Origin of the sequence: Phnomibacter sp. (assembly GCF_036803085.1) — a bacterium.
Lineage (GTDB): Bacteria > Bacteroidota > Bacteroidia > Chitinophagales > Chitinophagaceae > Phnomibacter.
Genome location: NZ_DAIRUZ010000002.1, coordinates 681428 through 696648, shown reverse-complemented (window position 1 = coordinate 696648; position 15221 = coordinate 681428). Strand labels below are relative to the sequence as shown.

Below are 15221 nucleotides of genomic sequence, written 5' to 3'. Positions count from 1 at the left end.
TCAACCAACCATCATCTACACGGTATCCATAAACGTCTTTTCTACCCGGCTAAACAGGCGCATGCCGATGAACAGGAGCACCAGCATCCAGGCGCTGCTGTATGCCAGTTGCCAGTATTGCACGTCGGCACCGAGGATGCTGTTGCGAAACAGCTCCACAAGGGCTGCCAGCGGGTTGTATTCTATCAGCTTATATACCCAGGGGTGTTTGGCTTGCAGGTTGCTGAGGGCACTCAGCGGATAGTTGACTGCACTGGCAAACATGAGCAGCTGTACGCCAAAACCAATGAGTACGGTGAAGTCGCGGTACTTGGTGGTGATGCTGCTGATGATGATGCCGAGGCCTAGGCCCATACCGGCCATGATGAGCAGGACTATGGGAATGATGAATAATGAATGAGGAATGCTGAATGCCGAATGGGATTGACTGGCGGGTGCTATCCAATGGAAGTAGAGCATCACACAGATGAGGAGGAAGAGCTGGATGCCGAACTGGATGAGCTGGCTGATGACCACGCTGATGGGACTGACCAAGCGGGGGAAATAGACTTTGCCGAAAATGCCGGCATTGGCAATGAAGGTGTTGCTGGTATTGGTGAGGCAGGCGGCAAAATAGCTCCAGATAACGATGCCGCTCATTTGAAACAGCACGGGGTTGACGCCATTGGTACCTATGCCCGCCACCACATTGAAGAGCAGCACACTCATGGCCGTGGTGAGGGCCGGTTGTATGAGGTGCCAGAGCGGACCCAGCAGGGTTTGTTTGTACCGAGCGGTGAAGTCGCGTTTCACAAACAATACCATCAGGTCGCGGTACTGCCAAAGGTCACGCAGGTAGGTGCGGCTGCGGCGGTTGGGTTCTATGATGGTGGTTTCCATTTCAGTTTGCGATTTGCAGTTAGCAGTTTGCAGGGGGGCAGTTGTGAGGGGTTTGCAATTTGCGGTTTGCAGTTGGCAGGGGGTGATAGCTAGTTGGCAGTTTGCAATTTGCAGTTTGCAGTGGGGCAGCTGTGAGGGTTTGCAATTTGCGAGGGATGAAGGCTGCCTTGCAAACTGGTAACTGCCAATTATTTTTTTGACAGGAAGCCGATATACTTTTTAGGATTAGCCAGCATGTCATTCAACAAGCGACCAATTTCCTCCGTTGACAAATACAGCTTTTGGTAGGTTTCGTTGTTGATATAGTGGCTGGCATGTGCGAAGTCTAACCATACCTGCGTTTCACTGTTTTCAGCATCACAGTCAGATAGTTTGCTTACAAAATGGGCTTCATATTGTCGCTTCCTGTATGCTTCAGCCAAATTCACACAAATACTACGAGAAGATCTTCTTATCTGGTCTGTTAGGGAATACTTCTCTTCCGGTGGAAATTCTTTGCTGATATGAAAGATTTCCATTGCCTGCGCAAAAGCCTTTTTATATACCGTGAGATCTTTAAAAGTTCCCATGATTGCTAAACATGGATATTTATTGCAAACGTCTCATCCTGCCAACTGCCAACTGCCAACTGTCAACTGCTGACTGGTTTAACGGTCCCAAAACATCAGCTTTTGTTTCCATTTTTTCCATTTGCGGCGCCACTGCGGCACTTTGATGTCGTAGTATTCATCGGCACCAGTGTTGAAGTATTCGCCGCCATAGCCATAGTAGTGGCCGTAGCCGTAACCGTATCCTTTGCCATAGCCGTACCCATAGCCGTAGTAGCCGAAACGGGCCCCCATTTTCAGGTCATTTACCACCAACCATAAGAATGGCAACTTACCCTGTTTGTAAATTTCATCTACAAAACTCAGCTGCCGCTTGTAAGTAAAGCGGTGGCGTACAATAAACACCGAAGTGTCGATATATGGTGCCAGACTAAAAGTATCACTCACCAGGCCTACGGGAGCGGAGTCGATGATGATGTAATCGTAATGGGCTTTGAGATAATCGAAGAATTCCTTGTTTTTGACGCTGAGCACCAGTTCGCCGGGGTTGGGGGGTACAATACCGGTGGGGTATACATGCAGCTCGGGATAGCCGGGAAGGGCAGTGTACACATCGGCGGGGTCGGCCAGGCCCAGCAAAACATTGGAGATACCGACCCCTGTTTTTTTCAGTTCGAGGTTCTTCATGATGCGGGGGCGGCGGAGGTCAAATTCGAGCAGGGCCACCCGCTTGCCGCTGAGGGCCAGTACCGCGGCAATGTTGATACTGATAAACGACTTCCCTTCGCCCGATACCGTAGAGGTAACGAGGATGGTTTGGAAAGGCCGCTTTTCCATCATAAAGGCAAGGTTGCTCCGGATGATGCGGAACTGTTCGGATATGAGGTTGCGGCTTTTGTCGGCCACCACCAGGCTTTTGTTGTTTTCTACATGGCCAATTTCACCAATGATAGTCACCTTGGTGGCTTTGGCAATGTCGTCGCGGGTCATTAGCTTATCGTTGAGCAAATCGCGGAGGTAGATAACGCCAATGGGCAGCAGCAGGCCCAGCAAAATGCTGAACATGCGGATTTTGCCTTCGTCGGGTTCTACGGGGGTAAGGCTGCCGCCGGCAGGGTTGAGGGCCGCATAACCCGGGTCTGTGCTGGTAGTGGTGATGGCAATTTCTTCTTTGCGCTGCAGCAGGTAGAGGTAGAGGCCTTCTTTTACTTTTTGCTGGCGTTCCATTTCAAGCAGGCGGCGCTGCTTGTCGGGTATTTTAGCAAGGTAACTGGTGTACAAAGTGCTTTTGGCCATCAGGTCGCCCCGCTGGCGTAGCAATACGTTGCGGTAGTTGCCAATGGCTTCTTTGAGGCTGCGTTGTACTTCTTCCAGTTGCTTGTCGAGCTCCTGCACCTGCAGGCTGCCGGCAGTTTGCTGGCGGCCGGTTTTTTCCCGCTCCAGTCGCAGCGAATTGAATGTGCCGATGAGTGCTGAGATTGTTGGTTCTTCAATACCCAGTGAGCTGGGTACGAGTTCGGTTTTTTTGCGGGGCGATTGCAGGTATTGCTCAATGTTGCTGAGCATCGTCAGCTGCCAGTCAAGCAGGGCTGCTTTTTCCTGACTTTCTGTGAGCCGGGTAGAAAACAGTGAGGCTTGTTCTTCTACCGGCAGTACATCGTTTTGGTCGCGGTAGTCACGCAAAGAATTTTCAATTTGCTTAAGTTCTCCACTCAGTGAGTCAAGCCGTTCTTCAATAAACCGGATGGTGGCTTCTGCAGCTACGTTTTTGGTATCAACGCTGAACAATATGTATTCCCGCACCAGGGCATCCAAAATGGCACGGCCCATGTGGGGGTTGTCGTTGGTAATGCTGAGGTTGAGGATGGTGGTGTTGGGGTCTGGCAGGAAAATCAACAGACCATTGAGTATTTCGGAAGCTCTGCTGGCGGGGTTGCTCCAGGTAACAATATTCACCGCATCGGTGGTGGGGATGTAGATGCTGCTGTCTTTGGTTACAAGCTTAAATCTGCTTCCATTAATATTTAGTACATCGCCCCAAACATGGGTTTCGCGGCCTTCGAGGCCTACCAGCAGGGTATAGCCCGAAGGCGACATATTGGTAAAGCGTATTTTGTAAGAAGCATTGCTATCAGCAATGGCTACGGGCACAAGGCGGAAGGGCACCTGATCGAAGAGGTTGGAGGTTTTGATATTGCCCTCGTTGAAATACTGGATGTGAAAATTGTTTTTTTCGACGGCCCGTTTTACCACAGCAATGGTGCGCAACTTTTGAATCTCGTTGCTCATATTGATGTCGCGGGGGCCGTAGAGGGCCCGTTCTACAATGTCGCCCTGATTGCCGTATACGGGATTGGTTTCGCCACTTTTTACCAGCATTTGTACACTGCTGGTATACTTGGGCGTGGTGTAGCGCAGGTATATCATGCCGCCGGCAATGCACAAGGCGAGACTCACGATGAAGAGGGGCAAGAAGGCCAGGTACTTGAACAGTATATCTGCCGGAGAAAATTTGCCGCCACTACCGTCGCCGGTGGGGTTGTATTCGGAAGGAAATGGAGTCATGAATTAGTTGGGAAGATTAACGGGTTAACGGGTTGATGCGTTGACGAGTTGCGACATCAACAAAATGAGAGCCATTTATAAATATGGAGCTGTCAGGCATTTTTGTTTCCATCCTGCTTTGTTTGTTTTTCCAACCAAGAGATGTAGCCACTTAATAGTTTTTCAATTGTTTGGCTTCCAGCCAAAATTTTAATTCTTCAAATGAGTGATATGGCATGAAGCTGAGTAATGTGACTGTATTATCAACTTATCAACTCGTCAACTCATACATCCAAACCCTACCTCGTTAAACTAATAATCAGTGTGCCGAAGGCCATGATGGAGGTAACCAAACCGAGGTAAACCGGCAGGTCGCGAAAGAAGGGTGAGTTGCTCCGTTGGTATTGAATGAGCTTGCTGTCGTTGGGCAATACGTAGAGGATATCGTTTTGCTGCAGCTGGTAGTAGGGCGATTGAAAGATGAGGGCATCGTTGAGGTCGATGCGGTGGGTTTCTACCTGTCCGTTGGGCTGCTGGCGAATGAGCAGGATATTGGTACGCATGCCTTGCTCTGTAATGCCTGCCTGACCAATGGCATCTACAATGGTGGCCCGTTCGTTGGGGAAACTGAGCCAGCCCTGTCCGCCCACTTCACCCATCATCATTACCCGAAAGTTGATGAAACGGATGTTGAGCACAGGATCTTTTACATACGGCGAGAGCTTTTGCTCCAGCTGTTGGATGAGTTGCGATTTGGTGAGGCCGGCCGCCTGTACTTTTCCAATCACTGGCAGGGTGATGTTGCCATCATAATCTACGAGGTACCCAATGGCACCGGCCTGAGAGGCTCCGCCGCCACCAGTACTACCACCCAGCAGGTTGAATACCTGCGTTTGTGTTTGATCGAGAGAAGCACTGCTCACATTGATGACGAGCTGGTCGTTTTTTTGAATGACCGGCTCTTTGAGGTTGAGCACGACCTTGTTCAGCGAGTCGATGTTTTTTTCGAAGAAGCGGTAGTCCACCACGGCTTCTTTAGAGGGCCTGCAGGCAGCCATGGCCAGCGTCAAAAACAAGAGGAATACGGTGCTGCGTTGGCGGCATATCGTTGTTATCAACCGGTTGCTCATAAAATGCAGATTGTGCAGTGGCATTGCCACAGCAGAAAGTTAAGGAATGCGTTGCAGCCTGCGGCTGTCTATTTTGGCCCGCAGGCGGTAGCCAATACTCTCGATGCTCACTCCTACCCAGCGGTTGTCAATTTTTTCTACTACGGCAGTGGCACCCATCATGAGGCCCGATTGAATTTGTACCCGCTGGCCGGGTGCCAATACTGGCAGGGCTTCTACATTGTCGTATTCGTTTAAAAAACGACGGATGGTGTCTATTTCATGCGGCGGAATAACGGCGGGCTTTCCATTCCAGTACACAAAATTGATGACGCCTTCGGTGAGGCGAACCTCGGATTGTGCCGGCGGCAGCACCTGCACAAATACATAAGATTTAAAGAGAGGCTCTTCTACTTTTTTGATGCGGTCGCTCCATTGGCGGTGTACCACATTGAGGGGGCAATAGCTTACAATGCCTTTGGCCTGCAGGCGGGCATGCACTTTTTTTTCCCAGCGGGGCTTGGTGTACACGGCCAGCCAGCTGGCTTCGGGTGATATGGGTAGTGTAGCAGACAATGCTATCCATCAATTTTGTTCAAAGCTTCGCCATCTCAGTCACATTCGGCTTTTAAAAAAAAGCATCCATGGGCTGCAGTAAGTGGTATTAGAACAGGCCTGAAAAGTACCGCAAAAAATAAGGCTGCCTGCGGTAAGAAATCCACCACAAACAACCTGTATGCGTATAACAATTTTAGGAATCAAGAGCCCCCAAACCATGTTACCTCAGGTCGTTCGCAGCACATTCTCAGATCAGGGGTTTTACTGTTCTCATCAGTGCCGTAAAAGTAGGGGGTTCGGTGCAGTTGACCGCCGCTGTGGCGTCATCTTTATGGCGGCTGTGTAAAGCTTGTTGGCGAAAGGATTTTTTATGCTTCAAACAAGCGGGCAAAATGGTTTTCCAAATGGTTGCGCATGCCGTTGCGAAATTCTTCCGGGGTACCGTTTTCGAGGATGTCGACCAGCTCTTTGTGCGATACAAACACTTTGAGCAGGGGCTGCTTTTTGAGCAGGCCGCTGTGGTGTACGTAATCGAACACCGGTAGCAGCATGTTTTGAAACTTGTGCAGGGTTTCGTTGCCTGTAATGTCGTACAGTTTACCGTGAAAGGCAATTTCGTGCTGCACATTGAACAAGTGGTATTGCGTAACCGGTGGTTCGCTGGCTACTATGTGGCGCAGTTCGGCAATGTCTTCTTTGGTAATGCGGTGAAACAGGAAGTCGGCCATCCCGATTTCGAGCACCAGGCGGATTTCGAAAATTTCCCGCAGGGTTTCCGGACTCAGGATGTGCGGGTTCATGCTTTTGCTGAGGTTGCCAAACAGGTCGGGGCTGGTAATAACGGCACCCTTCTTCTTTTTCGATTCTATCAAACCCATTAGCCGCAGTCGTAGCAGGGCTTCCCTCACAACAGTACGACTTACACCTAGTTTTTCGGCCAGCTCCATTTCCTTGGGAATGCTGTCGCCTACTTTCAGCTTTTGCTGCTGCAGCAGCGCTACCAGGCTGGCTTCTACCCTATCCACCAGCGAGCTGTTTTCGATGGAGGTAAAAGCAGTGTCTATAGGTTCAATGGCCATATTATGTATTACTTCATTCAAAGGTAGGGAAAATGCTTTTTTGCTATACAGAGTAATTATTCATTGATTTATAGTGAGTTAGGTTCCTAAAAAGATTTATTTTGAAAATCAGAATAAAATTTTGTTACCTTTATTATGTCATACATAATACAAAAACAAAAACTGCTTGTCATGAAATTGACGTTTTTAAAACAATGTTTTCTTGCAGTCTTCACCCTGCTGGCAATGGCCTCCTTTGCACAGACCGGGAAGATTTCGGGAAGAATTTTGGATGATGATGCAAAGCCTCTTGCAGGCGTTTCCGTAACCATTAAGGGAAAAACAACCGGCACTCAGTCGAATGCCTCCGGCGATTTTAGCATTGAGGCAACGCAGGGTGAAGTGCTGGTTTTTTCAATGACGGGCTTCAACACAACTGAAGTGCGGGTAGGTACAGCAGCCGTCGTAAATGTTACGTTGAAAGCAAGTATCAGCCAGCTGGATGAAGTGGTGGTAACCGGTTATGGTACGCAAAAGCGCAAAGAGGTAACCGGCGCTGTGGCTTCGGTAAATCCCAAAACATTTGAACACAGCCCCAGCACCAACGTGGCTACTGTGCTTCAGGGCAATGCTCCCGGCCTGCGGGTGCAGCAGCGTACCGGCCAGCCGGGTACTACGCCGTCGATTTCGTTTCGCGGTGGTACCGAGTTTGGCGGTGGTGGTACGCCCCTGTTTATTTTGGATGGGGTGATTGTGCCTTCGCTGTATGGTTTGGACATCAATGATGTGGCCAGCATCGACCTGTTGAAAGATGCGGCAACCACAGCCATTTATGGAGCCCGTGCTGCCAACGGTGTGGTATTGGTAACCACCAAAAAAGGTCGTAAGGGAAAAGCACAGGTGACCTATTCTTACAGCCATACCGCCAACTATATCCGCCGCAACCCATCAGAATACCTGAGTGCGGCCGATTATATCCGCATGAACCGTTTTGGTTTGCAGTCGCGGTTTCGTGGCGACTCATTGGACAACAATACAAATGCCATGAATACCGACCGTGGCCAACTGGTAGGTGCCTGGGGTTGGGCCGTAAACAATGGCTGGCGTTCGCCGGAAGGATTGTACACCACGCAGTTGCTGAACGATCAGAACCGCGGCCTGCTGAGCAAGCCCGGTTGGAAACTGCTGGTAGATCCCAATCCGTTTAATGTGAATCAAATGGATAGCATTCTGTACACCGACCTGAGTGCCAGAGACCGCGAAGCCATGATTTTACAACAGGTAAATACCAACGAACACAATATCAATTTTTCGGGTGCCAACGATCAGGGCTCTTATGCATTGTCGCTGGGTACCGTTCGGGATAATGGTATGATTATCGGCTCTTGGTTGAAGCGCATGAACATGAACTTTAACGGTGGCCTCAATGTGGGCAAAAACCTGAAGATTACCACTAACATTGGTGCTTACAATGTAGAGCAGGCATTGCCTTACGGTCAGTTTGGTGGTGTAGATCCTGAAGGTGGTGCAGCGGGTGGTTTGCTGCAGCGCTTTGTAGGTGTGGCGCCTACTGTTCGGTATACAAATGATACTTCCGGTGCTATATTGCCCGGACCGAATGATGTAACACTGGGTAACCCCATGTACTGGAGCAACCTCACAGTGAACAGAACGAGCCAGCAGCGTTTTCTGGGCGGCATCAACCTGGAGTATACCATTTTGCCTTACCTGAAAGTATTGGCCAGTGGTTCTGGTTACTACCAGTTTACGACCAACGATTTCTTTACAAAGGCTTACCAGCAGGGTAATGGCGGTGCCATGAATACGAACCGTGCTGCCAGCTTCAACAACAACAAGGCTATTCAGTATACGACGAATGCCTTCCTGCAGTTCAACAAGAATTTTAAAGGACATACCATTACAGCACTGGCTGGTACGGAATTTTATGAGTACAGAAACTATGTAAGCTCTGGTTTTGCACAAGGTGCACCCACCGATCTTATACCCTGGCTCACCGCTGCTACACCGCCCAACGTACAGGGTACCACCATTGTAAACCCTGCAGGTGCTTCTTCCAACTTTAACCAGTGGGAAAAAATTACGTCAGCCATTGGCCGGGTAAACTATACGTACCGCAACCGCTATCTGGTAACCGGTATTGTACGGGTAGATGGTAGCAGCCGCTTGAAAAAAGGCAACTACTATGGTACTTTCCCCGGTGTATCTGTGGGCTGGAACCTGCACAACGAAGATTTTTATGCAGCCAGTGGCATAGCCAAAATCCTGAGCAGCGTAAAGCCAAGGGTGAGCTATGGTGTAAACGGTAACGTGAATTCGCTTGGCTTTTTTGCCACTGCACAGGTGTACAACAATGCGGGTACCTACAATGGTTTTGGTGGTACGTATGCTGCGTCTTACATCAACTCCGACCTGCGTTGGGAACGTACCAACAGCCTGAACTTTGGTGCCGACCTCGGTTTCCTGAACAACAGGATTACCGTGAACTTCGATTACTTCATCCGCAATGTGTTTGATAAACTGGCGGGTTTGAATATTTCTTCTCAAACTGGTTTTGGCAGCTTTACCACCAACCTGGGTCAGTTGCAAAACAAGGGTGTGGAAATAGCGGTAAATGCCCGACTGATAGAGCCGAAGAAGGCGGATGGATTCAGCCTCGAAGTAGGTGCCAACTATTTCCATGTGCGCAGCTTTGCCAAAAAACTGCCATTCAACGCACTGCCCGGCAACCGTACCAATGGTTTCTTTGTGTGGGATCCTAAAAACCCCGGCCAACAGATGTATGTAGGTGGTATGGTAGAAGGGAAACGCATTGGCCTTGATGAAGTATGGGCACCCAAGTGGGATGGCGTGTATACAGACGCCGGAAAAATTACCAGCGATGCCAATGTGTACAATGCTTTCCTGCCTTATACCAATAAGCGCATCAAGCAATTGGGCGATGCCGATTGGCATCAGGTGTATCAAAACGATACTATCGACTCACGTCAGTTTGTATATGTAGGCCGCACTACCCCACAGCACATGGGTGGCTTTAATGTGGCAGCTGCTTACAAAGGCATTCGCCTGTATGCCGGTTTCGATTACGCTTTTGGATTTGTGATTTTGAACAACCAGATTATGCGGGGTCTCAATCAGGTACAGGGTTCGCAAAACTCTACTACCGATGTGTTGAAAACATGGATGCCCAGCAACCCCACTGCTACTATGCCACGCTACTACTGGGCCAACCAGGGTCGCAACTATGCTACAGATGCCAGCGGCAACAACCCTGCTGCCAACCTGTGGGAGAAAGGCGACTATGTAATGCTGCGTGAACTCACCATGGCGTATGATTTGCCTGCCTCTGTGCTGAGCAAGTACCTCGCCAACCGCATCAAAGGATTGAGTGTGAATGTAACCGGTAGCAACCTGTTGTATCTCTCTGGCTACAGTGGCAACTTCCCCGAAGTGGGTGGTGTAGATCAGGGCAAGTTTCCGCTGCCAAAGCGCCTCACCATTGGTGTACGGGTAACGCTGTAATTGGTTTTCAACTTTAAATTATTTGCAATGAAAAAGAATAAACTCCTCTTCATATCGGGCCTCCTGCTGCTGATGGCAGGCATGGCTTCCTGCACCAAAGATCTGGATGCTGTGGTGCCACAGGATACCATTAGTAAAGACCAGGCATTGAGTGATCCTAACGCAGCCCGTACGTTGTATCATGGCGTATATGGCCTCACCCGTTCGTATGCCGGTACATTTTTTCAATTGGGCGAAATGCGCTCCGACCTTTGGGTAGATGGTTTGTTTACAGAATCGGTGGATGGTGGTTTGCAAAACTTGTATCGCCACAACATTAGTGCACTCAACGTACCTTTTAGTAACTGGGGTGGTTTTTATAACCTCATCTACAATTACAACAACGTTATCAAAATTATTCCGCAAACCACTTTGCCTGCGGCAGAAAAGAACCGCATACTGGCAGAAGTGTATGGCTTGCGGGCATATGTGTATTACACTATGCTACGTACATGGGGCAATGTACCGTTGAATACAGAACCGGTAGAAGCCATCAACAATGCTGCAGAAACCTATAAGCGTCGTACCGGTGTTGATACGGTAATGACACAGGTGAAGGCTGACATTGAAGAATCGCTGAAGTTGTTTGGCAGCAGCAATACGCTTCCAACTGGCAAGCGGGTATACTGGAGCCGTGTGGCTACACAAATACTCAAGGGTGATGTGTATTTATGGTCGGGTACGCACATGGGTGGCGGTACTGCCGATTTCACTACTGCTAAAACAGCCTTGCAGGAAATCCGCAATTTGCAAGGTGCTACGCTGGATTTGCAGGCCAACTATGCCGATGTATTTGACCCCACTAAAAAGACCAATAACAAGGAAATTATTTTTGCGATTAACTATGAATTGCAACAATCGCAGATGGGTATGTTTGGTAGTTTTTTGGTGAACTCTATTCAGGCAAACACTTTATCATTTGCACAAGCACCTACGCCTACTGTATCATCTGTTTATCCGTATGTGAATGGTGCCAACCGGGTTGGTTTCAACCAAACCATGCTCACCCGCCTTACCAGTGGTACTCCGGATCAGCGCATCAACTACAGCTTCAAAACCATGTATTCTACAGCGCCACCACATGCTGTAAGAGGTGTGATGCTCACGAAGTACATTGGTACTACAGCTGGTACCTCTCAGATTTACAACAACGATTTCCCCATTTATCGTTATGCTGATGTGTTGTTGTTGCTGGCAGAAGCAAAAGCAAAATTGGGTGAAGACCCATCTGCAGAAATCAATGCTGTTCGCCTTCGTGCATACGGTGCTGGTTATACACCGCATACCAATGCGGGTGTTACGGCCAATATGAATGCGATACTGGAAGAATACCTGCGGGAATTTATAGCGGAAGGCAAACGCTGGTGGGCCCTGCGCCGTGCAGGCGATACCTATGTGTATGCCAATGTAAATCCCACGTATTTCTCTGCGTCTACCGCCGCCAAATTCCTCCTGCCGTTGTCACTCACCATGCTCAACAACGATCCATTGCTGGTGCAAACTGCAGGATACTAATATTGGTTTCTCATAAGCAGTAGTTTTGATAGCAAGGGGTAGTCAAGTGCCCCTTGTATTTTCTCATCCTCAAGTATTTGAATTATGTCTTTGCCACACCTCGAAGGGTTGATTGCAGCGCCATTTACCCCTATGCATGCCGATGGAAGTCTTCATACAGAAATGATTCCTGCTTACTATGCTTTGTTAAAAAACAATGGTGTAAAAGGGGCTTTTATTTGTGGAAGCACAGGTGAAGGCGTATCGCTGACGGCCAAAGAAAAGATGGCGGTAATTACTGCCTGGGGCAAAGTAGCTGCTAACGATGCGGACTTTACCGTAATGCCGTTACTCGGTGGTACCAGCCTTACTGATTGTAAGGAGCTGGCCCTGTTTGCCCGTGATGCTGGCATGGATGCTGTATCGTTTACCGCCCCTTTTTATTTTAAACCGGCCAGTGTGCAGGCCCTCGCTGATTGTTGCATAGAAGTGGCTGCTGCTGTGCCCGATTTGCCTTTCTATTATTACCACATTCCGGTACTTACGGGTGTGCAGCATACGATGTATGATTTGTTGAAAGCGATTCATGGGCGCCTGCCGAATTTTGCGGGCATCAAATACACGCATGAAGATTTCATGGATTTCCTCTCCTGTCTTCATTTTGCCAACGGGCAATATGATATGCTGTGGGGCCGCGATGAAAACATGCTGGCCGCATTGGCACTGGGTGCCAAAGGTGCTGTGGGTAGCACTTTCAACTATGCCACACCGCTGTACCTGCAACTCATTGCTGCTTTTGAAGCCGGTGATTTAGAAAAAGCCCGTGCCTTGCAGCAGCAATCTATTGATATGATCCGGTTGCTGGGCAAGTACGGTGGCATTGCTACCGGAAAGGCATTTATGAAGTTGATTGGATTGGATTGCGGACAGTTTCGCCTGCCGGTACAAAACATGAGTACCGCACAGTTTGAAGCATTTACGCAAGACAATGCGGCGCAGCAATTTGCAACTTATTGTTCACAGTTACCACAGGCTACCCTTGCATAAGCCATGCGGTGCCTGTTGCTGATATTTCTCCTCATGATGATGCAAACCGCAGAACCTGTGGCTGCACAGCAGGCAGTGCCTGTATTGCAGCATTGGAAACTGGCTGCCGACCTTACCCATGCCGGAGCAGCAGCTGTACAAGGCGTGGCCGGGCCTATTACCGGCGTGTACGACAACTGCCTGCTGGTAGCGGGTGGTGCTAATTTTCCGGATGGCATGCCCTGGCTGGGTGGCAAAAAAGTATATCAACAACGGGTATACATTTATGCCATTCAAAAAAATGCGGAGCTCCTGCTGGAAAGAACGGGCTTGCTACCGGAGCCGCTGGCATATGCTGCCGTGTGCAGTACTGCTGATGGAATTGTGGTGGCCGGTGGCGAATCGGCAAAAGGGTTGAGCAAAGCTTGTTGGCTGCTCAGCTTATCGGCCACGGGGCAATTGCAAACAACCGCCCTGCCCGACTTGCCGGTGGCTACTACCAACGCTGCTGCTTGTACCGATGACCGCTATGTGTATGTAGGCGGTGGCGAAACAGCAGCAGGTACTACCGCCGCCATGTATCGCCTCGATTTGCAGGCACCAGCCAAAGGATGGACCAGTTGGATTGCTTTGCCACAACCACTATCGCACTTTGTATTGCTGCACCGAAAGCAACAGGGTAAGCACATACTGTTTGCAGCGGCTGGCCGGTATAAACAAAGCAATGGCTTAAGTGCATTTTCATCAAAACTCTACAGTATGGATGTAACATCGAAAGCATGGACATCCTTGGCTGATATGCCAGTTGCATTGTCTGCCGGAACAGCAGTGGTTACAAAAGATGGATTGATGCTTTTTGGTGGCGATACCGGTGAAACTTTTTATCAGGTGGAAGCTTTGATACAATCCATTGCACAAACCAAAGATGCTGCACAAGCAGCCAAATTGAATGAGCAAAAGATTGCTTTACAAAGTCAGCATCCGGGGTTTCATCAGCAAGTGTATCAATACCATGTGGATAGTAAAAGATGGAAAGAAGCAGGGAGATTGCCTTATGCAACACCGGTTACTACTATAGCAGTACCATGGAAGCAGTGGGTGTTTATACCAAGTGGTGAAGTAAAAGCCGGCGTACGTAGCCCGTATATCATATCCGTTAAATTGCATTGGCTATGAGTTTGCAACAGCACAAATCGTATGCATGGGTGGTAGTTGGGCTGCTGTGGGTAGTGGCCCTGCTCAACTACATGGACCGGCAAATGCTGAGTACCATGAAACCCTCCATGATGGCGGATATTGCTGAGTTGCAAACCGCCACCAACTTTGGCAGGCTCATGGCCATCTTTTTGTGGATCTATGGTTTTATGAGCCCGGTAGCGGGCATAATAGCGGACAGGGTAAATCGTAAATGGCTGATCGTTATCAGTTTGTTTGTGTGGAGTGCCGTTACACTCGCCATGGGCTATGCACAAAACTTTACACAGCTCTACTGGCTTCGTGCCATTATGGGTGTAAGTGAGGCCTTGTACATACCGGCGGGCCTGGCACTCATTGCCGATTATCACAGCGACAAAACAAGATCACTTGCCATTGGCATTCACATGACGGGCTTGTACATGGGCCAGGCATTGGGTGGTTTTGGTGCTACCATGGCTGCTGCTTTTTCGTGGAAGGCAGCCTTTCATACTTTTGGATTGATTGGTATAGTGTATGCCTTTGTATTAATGTTTTTTTTAAGGGAGAAAAAATCAACTACAGTAGAAAGAAGTAGCACTGAGAAGCCTTCTGTTACGAAAGGATTGGCACTCCTCTTCAGCAATATTTCTTTCTGGATTATCCTATTGTATTTTGCTGTGCCCAGCTTGCCGGGATGGGGTGTCAAAAACTGGCTGCCCACTTTGTTTGCCGACAGCCTGCATATTGATATGTCGAAAGCTGGTCCATTGTCAACCATTACTATTGCCGCATCTTCTTTTATTGGTGTCATCTTTGGCGGTATTTTATCCGACCGTTGGGTGCAAAAAAATATTCGGGGCCGCATTTACACCAGTGCTATCGGTTTGGGCTTAACCATTCCTGCCTTGTTGTTCATTGGCTTTGGCAGTTCATTGTTCAGCGTTATTGGAGCAGCATTTTGTTTTGGTTTTGGCTTTGGTATGTTCGATGCCAACAACATGCCCATCCTTTGTCAGTTTGTGTCATCAAAATACCGGGCCACTGCGTATGGTTTAATGAATATGACCGGCGTGTTTGCCGGAGCTTTCATCACCGATTGGCTGGGCAAATCAACCGATGCCGGCAATTTGGGTAAAGACTTCGCCATGCTCGGTGGCATTGTTGCATTTGCCTTACTTATACAGTTGTGGTTTTTAAAACCAAAAGCTAATACTGAAGCAGCAGCTTAATCATTCATCCGTTTTATACCA

The 15221-nt window shown here is 48.9% G+C and carries 11 protein-coding genes; 5 read left to right on the top strand and 6 right to left on the bottom strand.

Features of this window, described 5'->3' with window-relative positions:
* Positions 1-15: 15 nt before the first annotated feature.
* The 6 genes from V7Q13_RS06685 to V7Q13_RS06660 form a co-directional block, all read right to left on the bottom strand.
* On the bottom strand, positions 16-879 hold the full coding sequence (locus V7Q13_RS06685; RefSeq protein ID WP_333799905.1) for an ABC transporter permease: 864 nt from the start codon (positions 877-879) through the stop codon (positions 16-18).
* A 188-nt stretch (positions 880-1067) separates the two neighbouring features.
* On the bottom strand, positions 1068-1448 hold the full coding sequence (locus V7Q13_RS06680) for a four helix bundle protein (RefSeq protein WP_157480145.1): 381 nt from the start codon (positions 1446-1448) through the stop codon (positions 1068-1070).
* A 78-nt stretch (positions 1449-1526) separates the two neighbouring features.
* Complete coding sequence (locus tag V7Q13_RS06675) at positions 1527-3992, bottom strand: GumC family protein (protein WP_333799904.1); 2466 nt, start codon at positions 3990-3992, stop codon at positions 1527-1529.
* 278 nt (positions 3993-4270) lie between these two features.
* Positions 4271-5101, bottom strand: a complete 831-nt coding sequence (locus V7Q13_RS06670; RefSeq protein ID WP_333799903.1) for a polysaccharide biosynthesis/export family protein — start codon at positions 5099-5101, stop codon at positions 4271-4273.
* Positions 5102-5140: 39 nt separating this feature from the next.
* On the bottom strand, positions 5141-5656 hold the full coding sequence (locus tag V7Q13_RS06665) for a UpxY family transcription antiterminator (protein WP_333799902.1): 516 nt from the start codon (positions 5654-5656) through the stop codon (positions 5141-5143).
* Positions 5657-6006: 350 nt separating this feature from the next.
* Positions 6007-6717: a FadR/GntR family transcriptional regulator gene (locus V7Q13_RS06660; RefSeq protein ID WP_333799901.1), complete on the bottom strand. Its 711-nt coding sequence runs from the start codon at positions 6715-6717 to the stop codon at positions 6007-6009.
* A 171-nt stretch (positions 6718-6888) separates the two neighbouring features.
* Between V7Q13_RS06660 and V7Q13_RS06655 the strand changes: the two genes are divergently transcribed.
* The 5 genes from V7Q13_RS06655 (at position 6889) to V7Q13_RS06635 (ending at position 15200) form a co-directional block, all read left to right on the top strand.
* Positions 6889-10236, top strand: a complete 3348-nt coding sequence (locus tag V7Q13_RS06655; protein ID WP_333799900.1) for a SusC/RagA family TonB-linked outer membrane protein — start codon at positions 6889-6891, stop codon at positions 10234-10236.
* 27 nt (positions 10237-10263) lie between these two features.
* Positions 10264-11790: a RagB/SusD family nutrient uptake outer membrane protein gene (locus tag V7Q13_RS06650; protein ID WP_333799899.1), complete on the top strand. Its 1527-nt coding sequence runs from the start codon at positions 10264-10266 to the stop codon at positions 11788-11790.
* Positions 11791-11874: 84 nt separating this feature from the next.
* A complete protein-coding gene (locus V7Q13_RS06645; RefSeq protein ID WP_333799898.1) occupies positions 11875-12816 on the top strand; it encodes a dihydrodipicolinate synthase family protein in 942 nt (313 codons plus the stop codon).
* Between the two features lie 33 nt (positions 12817-12849).
* Positions 12850-13971 (top strand): Kelch repeat-containing protein, encoded by a 1122-nt coding sequence (locus V7Q13_RS06640; RefSeq protein WP_333799897.1) that lies wholly within the window; start codon positions 12850-12852, stop codon positions 13969-13971.
* Positions 13968-15200, top strand: coding sequence for an MFS transporter (locus V7Q13_RS06635; RefSeq protein ID WP_333799896.1), 1233 nt, complete (start codon positions 13968-13970; stop codon positions 15198-15200). Before V7Q13_RS06640 ends, V7Q13_RS06635 begins: the two co-directional genes overlap by 4 nt.
* Positions 15201-15221: the final 21 nt, after the last annotated feature.